The following is a 15,012-nucleotide window of genomic DNA, read 5'->3' as shown; positions in this document are numbered from 1 at the left end:
GAAATGGGGCAAGAAATACCCCGTGGTTATTGAAAGTTGGCAGAACAACTGGGAGCACCTATCACAGTACTTTAAATATACCCAGCCCATCAGAAAACTTATTTATACCACCAATGCCGTGGAAGGTTTCCACCGGCAAGTCCGTAAGGTAACCAAGACCAAAGGCGCCTTCACTAATGATATGGCACTGCTCAAATTAGTTTACCTGGCTACTCAGAACATCCAAAAGAAATGGACAACCCCACTTCATAATTGGAGTTTGACAATCCAGCAATTATATATTAGATTTGAAGACCGTATTAGGCTCGATTTGGCAATCACTCCTTCGGGGGTACCCCCGAAGGAGTGAAGAAAAGGACAGAGTTTAAATTACACTCCCGTAGTTTCTTCAGCATCCACATAATTTTCGCCGGCAATGCAACCCCGGTACCAGGAAGTGCCGCTATCTACGAGGGTACCTGCTATATGTGCGATTCCGCTTGCATTGGGAACAACTCCTTTTTTCACCTCCACCAGGATATGTTCAACATCTGCAGGGATTACCACGGGATTATCAAAATCTATACGAATTATTTCCGGCGGATTGGTCTCATGCACCCATACCTGTACTTCCTGGCTACTGCCAAGCAGATCTGATGCTGCAAAAGAAGCGGGAAAATTATCATCGATCTTATAGATATTAAACTGGATGGTAGCCCCCCAGCTGGTATAACTTAGCCCCACTTCCCCGGTTTCTATAACCAGCTCTTCATCGCCGGTGATCCCAAAATCTTCCAGGCGAAAATCCCTGCCCCAGTAAATATAGGATGACTCACAGGAATGATTGGTGGTTTTCACCACCGGGCCACAGGTGTTATGCGTTAATATGGTTTGCGCCCCGGCATGCCATGCCAAAAACAGCATACACAACAAGAAGAATTTTTTAGCCAATGTATTGCCTTGGATTTAATCGATTAGGAGATTTGCTATTACCCATATTCGCTAAAGATTATATTCTAAAACTTCTTCATAATTGGTGTTGATTATATCTCTTATCAAGTCAGAATTATGTTGATTTATTAAAATAATGATCCCCCACTCATTTTTCTTATCATAGGCAAGAATTGAAGAACCTGAAAAGGTATCGCCTGTCTTATAAAAGAATGTATCCTCGCCGTTGCGTTCTATTTCCTGTCCAAGAGCTACTTCTCTTTGGGTATTTTTGTAAAAGGTTTTTTCGGTTATTACGGTTGCCTGTGAAATTGGGCTTTGATCAGCCAGAAGTATTTTCAAGAATTTTGACATATCGCCTGTATTGGACTTTACCAGGCCTGCAGGTGCAGTTAATGGGTTCCAGTTAAAAAATTCCTGTTGCACCCCGTTGATATCATACCCGGTAACTTTATTTTCTGTATCGAAATTCGTTGTAAGAGTATTTCCCATTTTGGCAGGAACGAGTATTTTTTCCTTTAGAATTTTCTCAAAATCTTTACTGTACACCTTCTCTAATATTATCCCCAGCAAAGTGTAACTAATGTTTGAATATCGATAATTGCCATAATCTGCTAATACGGTGCTGTCATTTATGATAGAATGAAGTGTTTCTTTATTGATATCTAAGGGTTGCTTAGGCCTAAGCTGCATTAATTCTTTAAAATCGAAATCGGGCAAACCTGACTGATGAGAAGCTAAATCTGAAATTTTGATTTTGTTTTGGATCCTTTCCGGTAATTGGTATTCCTCTGGCAAATAACTATCTATAAAATCATCAACATTTAATTTTTCTTCCAATTGTGCCTGGGCAATTAAATTAGCCGTAAATACCTTAGTTACAGACCCTATTTCATAAATGGTATTTTTGTTTACCGCTGAATTGCTTTTCCTGCTGATTTTCCCGTAGTTGAAAAAATATTCCTTTCCGTTATCGATGAACCCAATACTGATTGCAACTTCCGGATGTTTATTATGAATTCCTTTACTGACGGAATCCATTTTTTCCGCCCTGGATTGCCCAAACGTAAAAGAACTGGTTATTAATAAGCCTATTAAGCTGAATAAAATTTTCATTGAGAAATCATCCTTGTTGGCAAACATTTCTTAGTCGTATTGAAATATTTCAATATCCATTACTATTTCTCTATTTGTTTCAGAATCCACAGAAGTTATTATGTCAGTATCTTGAAAAGCATCAATGTCCATGGCGTGGAGAAATTGCTCATCAATAAAAAAACTTAATAAGTTTTGATTCTTTTTGATTGTTATTTTTACATTTTCATTAAAGTCATATTCACCATTTTCATAAATATGCTGAGTAGTTTCAGGCATTACACGAAATATTGTGATCCTTTTATTATCGGCATATTGTGAAGCATTAAATGTGTATCCATTCAATGAAATTAATGACATAAAATCTGCAATAGTATTAGTACTACTATTTGTTGTGTTAAACTTAATCTCAAGAACAAAATTGGATATCGTATCTAAATCAATAGAATCTATATGAAATGCGACATCACTTCTGGAATTGATTATATCTTTATTAAGATCTTCTATGTCGTAATCTTGAGAATCTAAGTACCAATTTGGTAAAGAAGTATTGCTATTAAACAATTCATCTAAATAGTATTCTCTCCACAAGGAAGAATATATATTAGAAGAGCAGGTAAATTGATAATTACCATCATCACTACCTTCCATAATGCTTAAACATTCTCCTGCATCAGTTTTATCATTCTTATGTTTTCGGTTTAAAGCTGAGTGGCCTAACTCGTGAAAAATAAGAAATTCTTTAAATTCAGGATTTCTTCCATTCCAGACGTCTCTATCTATTACTATTCTACTGTCTCCATAGCTAAGCCCCACTGCGTCATTTTTATCAATATCAGCTAAATAAAAATCAATATTATAATTATCGAAGTTATATCCTCTTTTCTTCGCTTCCTTCCTAAACATTTCCAGATAAGGGTAAAATTCATCATTAGCTAGCTCTTCATTGGTGTATGAATACAACTCATCCTTACTACAGCTAATGGCGATAACTGTAAGAATAAGAAATAATAATTTATTTTTCATCTGACTTTTTTGTTGTTTGCCAACGCTTTGCGCTTCGCAAAATCTTTGGAATAAGGACGCGGGTCTGTCGGCAGTTATTTTCTTTCCTGATTTCTGAAATTATACTTTTCTGATAAAACCCGCTATTTACTATAACAGACTTGGTCATTGGCTACTTGGCTACTTACTTAATGCTTTTATAATTCTATCTTCATTTATAACTACATCTCTAAATAAAACATGCGGAAATTCTTTATATTTTGAAGTTTTAAATGCATCAAAAATCTTCGATAGAGCAGAAGCTGTTAATAGTGAAAGATTAAGTTCCATATTCATTTCGCAATCAGTTATGAAATCATCACTAAATTCAGGAGCTATCAATAATATTTTAGCAACTCTAATATCATTCTTTTCTGTGACGCTTTTATAAGATTTTAATTGTCTTGATACTGTACTAAATTTGTTATATCCTCGTTCCTTACTTGTTTTGCATTCTACAATAATTACATCTCCATTTTCTAAATGAAGAAGGATATCAATAAGATCTTTTTTAGTATTTAATTTTCGCCTTAATTCTTCATCAACGTTGAAACCTAGCTCTACAAAAATTTTCCTAGTCAATTCCTCAAATTTGACACCTAGTTCACTTTCTTTTACGGAGATACCATTTTCTTTCAAAGTATTTAGATCTCTATAAGCAACCTTCTCATAATTTTCTAAATAAAGATTTTCTGCATCTTTATAATGTTCCAGTGTATTCAAAATATCATCACCTCGTTGTTTAATTCCATTATCTAGAATGAATTTTTTGAAATCTTCTTTGGCAATTAGATCTAAAATGTCTCTTGGTTTAATATTATAATCTAAAAGTAAATCTGCATTAAGAACAAATTCGTCTTGGATTTCAAATTGATTTCTTATTTCCCTATTTAATTTTGGAAGTGATTCATTTAATTCGGTTAGCATTTTTTCAAAACCGTCAAGCGAAATATGAATGTTTTCGTCTTTTTCTACATTTTCAAAATATGTAATTAAACTTTCAATTTTATCATCCAAAGTACTTCCTCTTAAATTCTCAATATTAAGTTTCTTATCGCATAACTCATTAAGTGTTCTCTTCTTTTCTGTAAGATTCGAATCCTTTCTATAAATATCATGAATTAATAACCCTCTGAAAGAAACACCCTCAACAATGATTTCTTCGATTTTATCCAAATAGCTTAGACTTCTGTCGATATTATGTTTTCTAGCAATTTGATTAATAATCGGCTCTCGTAATAATCTTAAAGTTCTTCTTAAAAACTTATCTGCAACTTCCTTTTTTCTCAATTTTCTTAGTAAGCGAACCATCTCATCTGCAACGAAAATTGTATTCTCTTTTTTGGAATAAAATATGACACCAATATTTTTAAGATTATTGATTACTTCCATCACATCTGATTTTTTGATTGGAAGAATTGAATAATTGATAAGCTTAATCTCTTCTTGGGAAAGTTCTAGTTCATTTGATAAGGTTAATATTATCGATAATTCATCGGATGTGATTTTGGCATCTCTATTATTTTCTAAATCATTTTTGTAGGCCGTTTCTAAACATGCTTTATATATTCTATAATCTCTTTTTCTTTCTTCTGAAATTTCAGATTTTTCGTTTTGAAATTCTTCATTTGTCTTTTTGATTTTCGCTTTTATACTTTTTATTTCCGCTTCATATAATCTTGAAAACCAATCTTGTTTCATGATACAATTACCGTCACGGATTAAAATATCAATAAGAATATCAAGTTGTGAGGAAGTATCTTGAAATTCACACTTTAAGTATTCGAAAAATTCATCTTCAATTAGAGAAAAGACTTTTACTATATTTTGATTATCAACAGATTTTAAGCCTTTATCCGCTGAACTTAATATTTTATCGATCTCCTTAATGTTCTTTGGATTTTGTGATATAATATTATCAATCACCTTTATGAAATAGTTCTTATCAATAGAATTAAGTCTGTCTAAAATTTTCTCTAATTTCATTATTATAGTTGTTTTTTTTGCTTAAGGTCGCTTATTGTTCAGTCGTTATATATTCCGTCAAGTAGTATATAGTCTTATTTTTTTGCGGTATAAAACAGTATTCCACCCTAAAATACCTTCCACAATCCCAATCATCTCCTCCGTCAATATAAAGCTCATAAACAGTCAGTTATATTACTGCTCCTAAATGGAAAGAGACCTTTGGTATTAATAAAATGAGCAGGCTCATACCAGGTCTTCTTCAAAAAATCGGTGACCAGGTTCTTGTGGAATTCTTCAGACTCGGTATCGTTGGTCCTGTCCAGCAGTTCGATAAGATTTTCCTTAAATTTTTCAATCCGGGACCGGTTAGGTTTTACCTTTAAAAAAGCTTTATTAAGTGCCTTCCTTGGCTTGAGAATATGAAGGTGCCCTGAGTTTATCGTATGTTCCGTCTGCATGCAGAATGGGGGATTATGAGATAAGAACAGCAGTGTGTAGGGATACCGGTTGTTCTAAACAATAAGATAATTCCTTCCGAATTTATCTCTTTTCTAAGCTCGTTAATTTTTTAACAATATAGGAAGAAGATTCAAAACTCCGGCTTTGCCCATAAAAAACCTTTCAACAATAAGAAAGCCCTATTGTTGAAAACAAAACAAGCTTTTTACATTATTAGCAGTTTTAGCACAGGCCTTAGGGCATGGGACAGCTCCCATTAGAGCTCAATTCAAATTAAATCATACGCATAAGCATAGAGCGTAAATTCGTAATTTGAGGATATTCCCAGTTTTTGCTTGATGATCTTACGGTGCGTATTTACGGTTTGAACTGAAATAAACAATTTTTCTGCGATTTGCGGCGAACTGTAGCCGGAAGCCACCCATTGTAAAACCTCCTTTTCCCTTTTTCCCAGGCTAAGGAATTTGGTAAGGTTATGATGAAAGAAATTTTTCTCTGCCAAAAGCCTCTCCGCTTTGTTGGGAATATGTTTCATTTTATCTATGGGAATGGCAATGGTAAGCAGGTGAGAAGGCTTTCCCGCTTCATCCCAAAAGAAGATCCTGGTAGCACCTATATGCCACACCCAGTCTTTCCGCTCCTTAAATTTAACCTGCTGAAAAAAGGTAAAGGTTTCCTGGGGATCATTGGTTTTGAGCAGTTCCTTTAATTTATTCAGATAATCCTCACTGTCTTCCAGGTTAAAAAAACGTTCTAAATACCCGGAGCCTATTTCCTGAAGCTCCTCCTGGCTTATGCCCAATTCTTCCAGGCCTCTTGAGGTCATATACAAGGAAACAAAAGGCTCAATCTGCTGTACAATAGCAACAGAAGGCAAAAGTTCTGCCTGTAGAGCAAAATCCTTTATCTTCTTTTGAAGCTCCTTATTTCCTGAAGGGGTATCCATGCCTACACTGGTAAATATCGCTGTTCAATTATAATTTATTATGTGCCCATAGATATGGTGGTATTGGTTAGACTGAAGATAGGGAATTATTTGAATCTATACCTAAACCTTTAGCATTTCCCGCACAATTTCCAGGAGACGCAAATATGGGTATTATTTCCACAGATTTCTTCAGCTATCCCAGCTTTTACTCCACATACCCTGTGAAAATGTGCTCATTTCCAGTGCCTTTAAGAAACGGTATGGGAATTGACTTTTAAGTACCGGAAAATATGTTGAAATGCTGACTTTAATATGGAATTAAAGAAGCAGATGAATAAAAAATAAGGAAAAAGAAAATAAGATATGATAACCCAAGATCTAAAATTACCCACCTCAGCCCCGGGTAAAAAACATAAATTAAATACCGGTGCCCCAAAAACCGCAACCAGTTCCTCTGAAGAGGAGCAGGCTTCCAATAATTACAGCAAGGCAAATTTTACCAAAAGGCACCTTTTTACGCTTGCCGGCACCTTTTTACTTTTAGCGGCAGGAGCTTTTTCGGTTTACCTGTTGCAGCCGGAATTCCAGGAAATGAACCTGAGCAGGATGGATACTTTAGGAGGAATGCTTTTACTAATTCTCACCAGTTTCCTGTTACTTTTCAGGCTGGGCTTTCTGGCTTATATCGCCAGGTTATTTTTCCGTTATAAACCCGTAAATGCGGTTAGTATGGAAGAATTGCCTTCCTGTACGGTTATTGTTCCCGCTTATAATGAGGGAAAACTGGTTTATTCTACTTTGCTTAGCCTGGTTAAAAGTGATTATCCTGCAGAGAAACTGCAATTAATTGCTATTGATGATGGAAGTAAAGACGATACCTGGGAGTGGATGCAAAAAGCGAAAAAGGAGCTTGGCGCAAGGGTTTCCATTTATCAGCAGCCGGAAAACAAAGGAAAAAGGCATGCATTGTACCGTGGCTTTAACCTGGCCACAGGGGAAGTGTTTGTTACGGTAGACAGTGACTCCATTGTAGAAAAAGATACCCTTAAAAATCTTGTTTCTCCTTTTGTAACCAATGAAAAATGTGGTGCAGTAGCAGGAAATGTTCGGGTTTTAAATAATCAAAAAGCGATTATTCCGCGAATGCTGAATGTGAGTTTTGTATTCAGTTTTGAATTTATACGTTCTGCCCAAAGCGTGCTGGGATCGGTACTTTGTACTCCCGGGGCCTTGGCAGCTTACCGTGGGAAAGCGGTAATGAACTGCCTGCCAGACTGGATTAACCAGACTTTTATGGGCCAGCCTACCGATATTGGAGAAGACCGTGCCATGACCAATATGATCCTGAAACAGGGCTACCATGTCCTGTTCCAGCGTAATGCCTTTGTTCTGACTAATATCCCGGAGAAATTCAGCAGCCTGCATAAAATGTTCACCCGCTGGGAACGAAGCAATGTAAGGGAGAACCTGATGATGTCTAAATTTGCCTTTAAGAACTTCAGGAACGGGTCGCAATCCGGCCCACGAATTTTATTGCTGAACCAATGGGTGCAAATGCTTACCACGTATCCCTTGTTTCTTATTATGATTGTTCTGTTGCTGCTGCATCCTGTACTTTTTATTAGTTCCACTTTGCTGAGCATCCTGATCTTTTCAACTTTACCGGCATTATTCTATGCCAGAAAGTATAATATCCCGGAAGCTTTTTGGGCCTATTCCTATAGTATTTTTTACACTTTTGGATTGTTCTGGATAGCTCCCTATGCCATGGCTACCGCCAACAGGAGAGGTTGGTTAACACGAGGCCTTCCGGAGAAAAAATAAAGAGTTTTTTAAAAATTTCCGGTTTTAACTACTGGAAAGTCTGGAAAAAGTTACTGAAACCTTAATCAGTAACTTTTTCTTTTTCAGGCTTGCCCTGCTGAGTAGAAAATTTTTGAAAATCTCTGAAATACGCTACTCACTCCTATTCTTTTCAGCTTAAAATTTTTCCACGGAAACAAAAAAAGCCGAAGCAGTATTACCACTCCGGCTTACCTGATTATAAAAACCGACTATTCCTGTATTCCTTTTTTAATCCAACCGGCAAGTTGTAAAGTTCTTTTCACCTGGTGGGCCACCGCTTTTTTGATGTTTTCATCCAGGTTATCTACTCCCGCTTTAGAACTTACTCCATAAGGGTTCCCTCCTGCTCCAAACATTACTTCGTCTGTATAGCCGGGTGCTGCCGGAATTGCCCCCCAGTGAAACATGGTTTTGTAGAGAGCGGTTAGCGTGGTTTCCTGCCCCCCGTGCGGATTCTGGGCACTGGTCATCCCACTCACCACTTTGTTGGCCAGTTTCCCCTGGAACCATAGTCCCCCGGTGGTATCAAAAAACGCCTGTACCTGGGAAGGAAGCCCTCCGTAGCGGGTGGGTGCGCTAAAAATAATGGCATCTGCCCATTCCAGGTCGTCCAGGGAAGCTGTAGTCACCTCTTTGGTTGCTTCATGATGTTTCTTCCAGTCCTCATTGGCATTAATGGCCTCCTGAGGCGCGGTTTCCTTAATACGGCGAAACCTTACTTCTTTGGCGCCCATTTGTTTTCCGGCTTCTTCAGCCCATTTGGCCATTTGGTGGTTGGTCCCGGTGGAACTGTAGTAAATTACTGCTAATTTAACCTCTTTCATAAATGTATTTTTTTAGGTTTGTCTTCAAGATAAAATAAAAGGCACTAATATTTTATAAGAAAAACCTAAATTCTCAGGCACCAGATTTTCCCACAGAATATTTTTCTACCAGTTTCCCAATGCTAAGCCCCTGCACCAGGATAGAGAAAACCACAATTACATAAGTAATTACCAGAAACAGCTCCCGGTGCATCTCTGCTTGCAGCCCAAGAGCCAGCGCAATGGAAATACCTCCCCGCAATCCGCCCCAGGTCATAATCAGGTTGGTTTTTGGTGCGAACGCGAGCTTCTTTTTAAAAAAAGTGATGGGCAGCAGCAGGGAAATATACCGGCAGAAAAGCACCAAAGGGATCGCTATAATCCCGGCCAGGATATATTCTCCCCTAAAGCTTAAAACCAGCATCTCCATTCCTATAAGCACAAACAGAATAGTATTGAGCAGAATATCCAGCAGTTCCCAGAATTTATCTACGTAACTTTCGGTGATTTCAGACATGGTGGTGGCGCGCACCGTATCATTCCCCACTAATAATCCCGCGGTAACCATCGCCAGCGGTGCCGAAAGATGGAAGCGGTGTGCCAGTACCGTTCCCAGCATCACTGCGGCAAGCGTAATAATTACTTCAATATCATAATCGTCTATAGACTTCATCAGCAAATAGGTTAGATATCCCAGGACCAGCCCCAGCATAATCCCTCCCAGGACTTCTATAGAAAAAAGTTCCAGGATGGAAAGCGGATCCACAGTTTTTTCCGCAGAACCCGCAATCTGGAAAATGGTAAGAAAAACCACTACCCCCACGCCATCGTTAAACAGGGACTCCCCCACAATTTTAGCTTCCAGGTTTTTGGCGGCTCCGGCTTGTTTTAAGATACCCAAAACAGCAATGGGATCTGTAGGAGAGATGAGGGCGCCAAAAAGCAGGCAATAAATATAATCTACCTCTAAGCCAATAAGCTGAAGTACATAAAACATCATGCTACCTACTAAAAATGTGGAAACCAGGACGCCCAAAGTGGCGAAAACCAACACCGGCCAACGCTGAATTTTAAGCTGCTCAAAATTGGTGTGCAGGGCGCCGGCAAATAATAAAAAGCTAAGCATAACCTCCAGTAAGATTTCTTCAAAATCTATATTGGTGATAATCTTCTTTTCTATATTCAGCAAAGTATCATCAAAGGCGGCAAGGCCAATCACGCCCAGGCTAAAGACTATAGTAATGAGCATAAGCCCAATCGTGTTTGGCAGTTTAAGGAATCTCACGTTTATGTAACCAAATACAGCCGCAAGACTTACCAGGATGGTAATAATTAAGAAATAATCCATGAGCGCAATTTTTTCAGAAGATAAAAAAATTTTAGAAGCAGAAGGGAATTATTAGTCCTGCCCTATTTTCCCTAAATTTGCAAAAACTTTAATTTTGATCATAAAAATTGCCAGAAGGGCAGCTTTTTTCCTGTTTATACTGCTCCACCTTTCTTTTTTAGGTGCTATTTTTTACGAGAGGATGGACACCCTGCTCCTTATTGGTATTCTTGTACTCATCGCTGGTTTGGTAAGCATCGCTTATTTTAAGGCGCCGCGTGAAGAAGAAGCGCATTTTTTTGAAGATTTGTACCACATCATCTTTGTCACCGCAGGATGTGCAGCTACCTTTTATTTAAACCGAAAACTGGAACTGGGGCCGGTGATCGCTGCCGGGCTCACCGGAAGTATAGCTTCTTTTATTCCAAATGGCTTTAGGGCTAAGAACAATTTTATACTTGAAATTCCCGCCGCGGTTTATTGCGGAGCTTTTATTGGCATGACGGGGCCACAGGTAACCACCGATTGGAACTTTATACTTTTGGCAGGATTTATTACCGGGGTACTTTATATTGCTTCTAAAAATATCTTTAGGGGGTACGGGGGCAAACTGGGATCTGTTGCTTTTGGCGGAGTGGCCATTACTTCCATTTTCTTATTCTTATTTGCCTAATGGAAAACGCGATGATTATAGCAACAGGAGCAGGCGCTGCAATGGTAACTTATATGGCTAATCACGCCCTAAATTTAGGGGCGGTAAGGGCATCGGCTTTGTTATCCCTTTTAACTGGCTTGTTCTTTTATATTTTTCCGGATCTTTTTGGAAGTTATCTCTCCAAACACATTCCGCTGGTTTTTATGGGCGCAGGTTTTATAGGCATGGTTTCCAAAAAGGTTATTGACAGCAATTTGCTGGTTGGTTTTTCAGGAATCGTTTTTTCTGTTATTTATCTTAATTCCAGCCGGTTCTTTGCGGGTTTTGGAGGCGCGCTTGGAACAGCCGCCTGTATTTCTGTGCTTGTATCGGTAAGCCTGGCTTTTCTTCAGGAAAAAAGAAAAGAGAAAAAATCCAGAAAATGCGGTGACTAATATTCGTGAAAAGACATATGCTGGTAAGCAGTTTGCAGGTTTTGCCATTTTTGCTGAATGGGATGATCTTTTTCCAGTACCTGCATCCCCAGTTTAGGAAGAATAGCCGCGCAAAAAGAATAATGATGTTCCGCCAGGTCCAGGCCCAGGCTGCTTACCTGCGTTTCCAGGCAGGGTTTCCCCTCTAAATGGTTTTTCCAGCTCTTCTTCAGGATTTTGTAAAAATGGCTGGTTAAATGCCGGTTGCGGTGTACGAATTTTTTCTTTTTCTGCAGGATAAATTCATAACGGCCGGGCTGGAACTTCTGCCAGTCTTCCTTTCTTTGCTCGATTAATTCTCCAATATTATCCCACAAAGATTCACAAATACCCGTCACAACCGGAACAAAACAGGCGCGGGCAAAAAGCATAAACGGATAACTGGATAAGGCATAAGAAGATTCCCTTGGTGGTGCTGCAAGATCAAAGAAATTTTCTGCAGGCACCTGGGCATCTTCGGCAACAATACTATGGCTGCACGTGAGCTGCATCCCTATTTTATTCCAGTCACGCCTTATTTTTGCCTGTTCCTTTGGCAGTACAAAAGCGAGCTGTTTTTCTTCTGTAAAACTAACCGCAGTAAACATAGAAGCCTGTTCACTGCCACTGCAGTATTGCCATGCCCCGTTTACCTCCAGGTTATGCTGGGATTTTTTCTCTGCTTTGCCACTGGGTTTCCCGCTACCGGCTACCAGTGCATCCGGCCTGTCAAAATATTTATGAGCTGTTTCCTGCGGCAAATAATCGGCAAAATAAGCACCTCCTACTCCAATAGCCAGCAACCATCCCCAGTTAGCATTCAGGTACGCCGCATTTTCAATCCATTTACTGCCGGTATGCAGAGGCAGTTCCAACCCATTATAGTTTTTGCCTAAGAACATTTTAAAAAGCTTATGGCGGTAGTGAGCCTCCATAGCTCCTTCACTCAACTTTCCCCGGTCCAGAAGGTTCTCGCTTCTAAAAAATTTGCTGAAACGTTTGCTGTTTGTTTTGATCCATGTTACCTCATTATTCTTTACGGCATTTATCGCTTGGTCCCACATCTCTGCTGATTTAAATTTTATGCTAATGAAGCAAAATTCTATTAAAATTTTTGCTTCTATCCGCTAAAGTTGAAAATATTTATCATTCAGGCTTTGGCAAATTCTTCTTATTCAAATCTTTCAGGAGAATCATCCTGGTCTGTATTAAAAGCTTCGGCTAACTGCGGAAAGAGAAAAGTTAATTTTCCTGCGAAACATTAACAGCTATTTAAAAAAAGCTTCATATTTATGTTTTGGCTGCCGCAGAGATTCTTCGGAAATTTAAGTTGAACTGAATATTCAACAAAAAATCTGAGACCATGATTCAATTGAAATCAGAAGAAAATATAATTTACAGCACCGCAGAAGAAAAACTTACCGATGAGGATTATGAAAAAATTATTCCTTACCTGGAGGAAAAGATCAGGAAATTTGGGGAAATCCGCTGGTATTTTGAAATGAGGGATTTTGAAGGTTGGACGTTAAGCGCCATGTGGAAAGATGCGAAATTTGATTTTGAAAAGAATGAAAATATGAAGAAAATAGCCATGGTTGGGGCCGATAAATGGCAAAAAGGCCTTACCCAGCTAATGAAACCCTTTGCGGAAGCCGAAGTAAAATTCTTTAAGCTCAGCGAAACCGAAGCAGCCAAAAAATGGATAGCTTCAGCTTAAAATATTTCCTGTCTTCATATTTAAAACGAAGGCAGGATTTTTTAATTTCTTAACTATTGTATGTACAATTGTTGTTGAAACGTTTATTATATTTGTTTTATCTATTGCTTTGATAATAATATAAAACTGGAGATATGGACAAATTAATTAACGGGCTGCATCATATAACCTCTTTTGCTTCCAGTCCGCAAAAGAATGTAGATTTTTATGCAGGTATTTTAGGCCTCAGGCTGGTAAAGAAAACAGTCAATTTTGACGCCCCGGATATTTATCACCTTTACTACGGTAATGAAATGGGAGCACCAGGGACTATTCTTACCTTTTTTCCTTATGATGGTATTGCGAAAGGGCGCAAGGGAAACGGCCAGGTGACCGTTACCTCCTTCTCTATTCCGGAAAATTCCCTGGAATACTGGATGCGCCGGCTGGATAAGTTCAATATTAACTATCATAAGCCGGTGCAGCATTTCAACCAGGAATCTTCGGTTTATTTTGAAGATTACGATAGTATGGGGATAGAACTGGTGGCAAATAATAAAGATAAGCGGCCCGGCTTTTCTTATGGCCAGATTCCGCAGGAATATGCCGTTAAAGGCTTTTATGGCATTACCATAGCCCAAAGCAATGCCCAGGCTACCACAGCGATCCTTACGGAAGAAATGGAACATAAAGTTATTGTCGAAGAAGGAAACCGTTCCCGTTTAGCCAGCCTGGACCAGCCCGGTGGTTATGTAGATATTATAAGTGATCCCAAAACACCACGAGGGCTGGGCGGCGGAGGCATCGTACACCATGTGGCTTTTGCCACTCCAAATGATGGCACCCAACTGGAATTTAGGGAAAGGCTTCTTAAAAAAGGCTATTTACAACCTACCCCGGTGCTGGACCGGCAGTATTTTCATTCCATCTATTTTAGGGAACCGGGAGGAGTTTTATTTGAGGTTGCCACTAACGATATAGGTTTTACCATAGATGAAGAAAAAGAGCAGCTTGGGCAGGAGCTAAAGCTGCCGGAATGGGAAGAACCCAATCGTAAAAGAATTGAAGAAGGCCTTGTACCTGTTGAAGTTAACATAGAAAAGTTCAGAGATTAATGCATAGTTACATTATTGTTGAAAAAGGAAGCGCCCTTAATAAAGCTGAAAAAGCACTTATTCTTTTGCATGGCAGGGGCGCCACGGCGGAAGACATTTTGCAACTGGCAAATTATTTCCCAGTTGAGAACACCTATCTCGCCGCACCACAGGCTACTCATAATACCTGGTATCCGCAAAGCTTTATTGCCCCGGAAGAAAACAACGAACCATGGTTGTCTTCAGCCATACAAGTAGTAGAAAGGCTGATTGAAGAAGTTTCACGGCAAGTTCCGGCAAACAAAATTTACCTGATGGGATTTTCACAGGGTGCCTGCCTTAGCTTGGAAGTTGCAGCCAGGAATGCAAAGGAATATGGTGGAGTAGCTGCTTTTACCGGTGGCCTTATTGGAAAACATCTAAAACCGGAGCGGTATAATGGCAATTTTGAAGGAACAAATATTTTTATTGGCACAGGGGATAAAGATATGCATGTTCCACTTTTAAGGGTTCAGGATTCGGTAAAAATCCTTCAAAAACTGGGAGCTTCAGTACACCTGGAAGTTTATCAAAACAGGCCACATACCATTACTACAGATGAAATTAAAAAAGTTAACAATCTTTTGTTCAGCTAAATCTTTTTCAGCTAAAGCGATCTTCAAAGCGGCAGATACTGGATAAATGAAGTATAGTTTGTATCTTCCCGCCTTTAAATT

General features: G+C 38.8%; 16 protein-coding genes. 7 read left to right on the top strand and 9 right to left on the bottom strand.

The window, feature by feature from the left end; all coding sequences use genetic code 11:
• Nucleotides 1-349: transposase (locus AB8M93_RS03320; RefSeq protein ID WP_373056210.1), on the top strand; the 349-nt coding region annotated here is incomplete at its 5' end.
• 20 nt (nt 350-369) lie between these two features.
• Here the strand turns inward: AB8M93_RS03320 and AB8M93_RS03315 are convergent.
• The 6 genes from AB8M93_RS03315 to AB8M93_RS03290 form a co-directional block, all read right to left on the bottom strand.
• Complete coding sequence (locus AB8M93_RS03315) at nt 370-903, bottom strand: hypothetical protein (RefSeq protein ID WP_373056209.1); 534 nt, start codon at nt 901-903, stop codon at nt 370-372.
• A 78-nt stretch (nt 904-981) separates the two neighbouring features.
• Entirely contained in the window at nt 982-1,971 is a 990-nt protein-coding gene (locus AB8M93_RS03310; RefSeq protein WP_373056208.1) for a serine hydrolase domain-containing protein, read from the bottom strand.
• Nucleotides 1,972-2,076: 105 nt separating this feature from the next.
• Nucleotides 2,077-3,051, bottom strand: a complete 975-nt coding sequence (locus AB8M93_RS03305; RefSeq protein WP_373056207.1) for a hypothetical protein — start codon at nt 3,049-3,051, stop codon at nt 2,077-2,079.
• A gap of 159 nt (nt 3,052-3,210) precedes the next feature.
• Nucleotides 3,211-5,055 carry a hypothetical protein gene (locus AB8M93_RS03300; RefSeq protein ID WP_373056206.1) on the bottom strand — a complete coding sequence of 615 codons (1,845 nt, stop codon included), beginning with the start codon at nt 5,053-5,055 and terminating at the stop codon, nt 3,211-3,213.
• A gap of 155 nt (nt 5,056-5,210) precedes the next feature.
• On the bottom strand, nt 5,211-5,495 hold the full coding sequence (locus tag AB8M93_RS03295; RefSeq protein WP_373056205.1) for a DUF7149 domain-containing protein: 285 nt from the start codon (nt 5,493-5,495) through the stop codon (nt 5,211-5,213).
• A gap of 269 nt (nt 5,496-5,764) precedes the next feature.
• Nucleotides 5,765-6,442, bottom strand: coding sequence for a response regulator transcription factor (locus tag AB8M93_RS03290; protein ID WP_373056204.1), 678 nt, complete (start codon nt 6,440-6,442; stop codon nt 5,765-5,767).
• A gap of 345 nt (nt 6,443-6,787) precedes the next feature.
• On the opposite strand from AB8M93_RS03290, the gene AB8M93_RS03285 reads away from it, so the two are divergent.
• Entirely contained in the window at nt 6,788-8,248 is a 1,461-nt protein-coding gene (locus AB8M93_RS03285) for a glycosyltransferase family 2 protein (RefSeq protein WP_373056203.1), read from the top strand.
• 230 nt (nt 8,249-8,478) lie between these two features.
• Here AB8M93_RS03285 and AB8M93_RS03280 read toward each other — a convergent pair whose 3' ends face one another.
• Nucleotides 8,479-9,093: an NAD(P)H-dependent oxidoreductase gene (locus AB8M93_RS03280; protein ID WP_373056202.1), complete on the bottom strand. Its 615-nt coding sequence runs from the start codon at nt 9,091-9,093 to the stop codon at nt 8,479-8,481.
• A 73-nt stretch (nt 9,094-9,166) separates the two neighbouring features.
• Complete coding sequence (locus AB8M93_RS03275; protein ID WP_373056201.1) at nt 9,167-10,420, bottom strand: cation:proton antiporter; 1,254 nt, start codon at nt 10,418-10,420, stop codon at nt 9,167-9,169.
• A gap of 94 nt (nt 10,421-10,514) precedes the next feature.
• Here AB8M93_RS03275 and AB8M93_RS03270 point away from each other — a divergent pair, with 94 nt between their 5' ends.
• Together AB8M93_RS03270 and AB8M93_RS03265 are read left to right on the top strand one after the other, a co-directional pair.
• Nucleotides 10,515-11,072, top strand: coding sequence for a hypothetical protein (locus AB8M93_RS03270; RefSeq protein ID WP_373056200.1), 558 nt, complete (start codon nt 10,515-10,517; stop codon nt 11,070-11,072).
• 11 nt (nt 11,073-11,083) lie between these two features.
• A complete protein-coding gene (locus AB8M93_RS03265) occupies nt 11,084-11,488 on the top strand; it encodes a hypothetical protein (RefSeq protein WP_373056199.1) in 405 nt (134 codons plus the stop codon).
• Here the strand turns inward: AB8M93_RS03265 and AB8M93_RS03260 are convergent.
• On the bottom strand, nt 11,485-12,570 hold the full coding sequence (locus AB8M93_RS03260; RefSeq protein ID WP_373056198.1) for an acyl-CoA dehydrogenase family protein: 1,086 nt from the start codon (nt 12,568-12,570) through the stop codon (nt 11,485-11,487). The genes AB8M93_RS03265 and AB8M93_RS03260 overlap by 4 nt on opposite strands.
• 299 nt (nt 12,571-12,869) lie before the next feature.
• On the opposite strand from AB8M93_RS03260, the gene AB8M93_RS03255 reads away from it, so the two are divergent.
• From AB8M93_RS03255 to AB8M93_RS03245, 3 genes are all read left to right on the top strand, one after another.
• Nucleotides 12,870-13,223, top strand: coding sequence for a SpoIIAA family protein (locus tag AB8M93_RS03255; protein WP_373056197.1), 354 nt, complete (start codon nt 12,870-12,872; stop codon nt 13,221-13,223).
• A 134-nt stretch (nt 13,224-13,357) separates the two neighbouring features.
• A complete protein-coding gene (locus AB8M93_RS03250) occupies nt 13,358-14,317 on the top strand; it encodes a ring-cleaving dioxygenase (RefSeq protein ID WP_373056196.1) in 960 nt (319 codons plus the stop codon).
• On the top strand, nt 14,317-14,931 hold the full coding sequence (locus AB8M93_RS03245; RefSeq protein WP_373056195.1) for an alpha/beta hydrolase: 615 nt from the start codon (nt 14,317-14,319) through the stop codon (nt 14,929-14,931). Before AB8M93_RS03250 ends, AB8M93_RS03245 begins: the two co-directional genes overlap by 1 nt.
• Nucleotides 14,932-15,012 lie beyond the last annotated feature (81 nt).

This window comes from Autumnicola aciditolerans (assembly GCF_041679265.1).
GTDB lineage: Bacteria > Bacteroidota > Bacteroidia > Flavobacteriales > Flavobacteriaceae > Autumnicola.
Note: the sequence above shows the minus strand (reverse complement) of the source record. Positions and strands in the feature narration are given on the sequence as shown.

Coding starts and splice junctions, on each gene's coding strand:
- AB8M93_RS03315 (WP_373056209.1), bottom strand. CDS start 903: ATGCTGTTTTTGGCATGGCATGCCGGGGCGCAAACCATATTAACGCAT.
- AB8M93_RS03310 (WP_373056208.1), bottom strand. CDS start 1,971: ATGGATTCCGTCAGTAAAGGAATTCATAATAAACATCCGGAAGTTGCA.
- AB8M93_RS03305 (WP_373056207.1), bottom strand. CDS start 3,051: ATGAAAAATAAATTATTATTTCTTATTCTTACAGTTATCGCCATTAGC.
- AB8M93_RS03300 (WP_373056206.1), bottom strand. CDS start 5,055: ATGAAATTAGAGAAAATTTTAGACAGACTTAATTCTATTGATAAGAAC.
- AB8M93_RS03295 (WP_373056205.1), bottom strand. CDS start 5,495: ATGCAGACGGAACATACGATAAACTCAGGGCACCTTCATATTCTCAAG.
- AB8M93_RS03290 (WP_373056204.1), bottom strand. CDS start 6,442: ATGGATACCCCTTCAGGAAATAAGGAGCTTCAAAAGAAGATAAAGGAT.
- AB8M93_RS03285 (WP_373056203.1), top strand. CDS start 6,788: ATGATAACCCAAGATCTAAAATTACCCACCTCAGCCCCGGGTAAAAAA.
- AB8M93_RS03280 (WP_373056202.1), bottom strand. CDS start 9,093: ATGAAAGAGGTTAAATTAGCAGTAATTTACTACAGTTCCACCGGGACC.
- AB8M93_RS03275 (WP_373056201.1), bottom strand. CDS start 10,420: ATGGATTATTTCTTAATTATTACCATCCTGGTAAGTCTTGCGGCTGTA.
- AB8M93_RS03265 (WP_373056199.1), top strand. CDS start 11,084: ATGATTATAGCAACAGGAGCAGGCGCTGCAATGGTAACTTATATGGCT.
- AB8M93_RS03260 (WP_373056198.1), bottom strand. CDS start 12,570: ATGTGGGACCAAGCGATAAATGCCGTAAAGAATAATGAGGTAACATGG.
- AB8M93_RS03255 (WP_373056197.1), top strand. CDS start 12,870: ATGATTCAATTGAAATCAGAAGAAAATATAATTTACAGCACCGCAGAA.
- AB8M93_RS03250 (WP_373056196.1), top strand. CDS start 13,358: ATGGACAAATTAATTAACGGGCTGCATCATATAACCTCTTTTGCTTCC.
- AB8M93_RS03245 (WP_373056195.1), top strand. CDS start 14,317: ATGCATAGTTACATTATTGTTGAAAAAGGAAGCGCCCTTAATAAAGCT.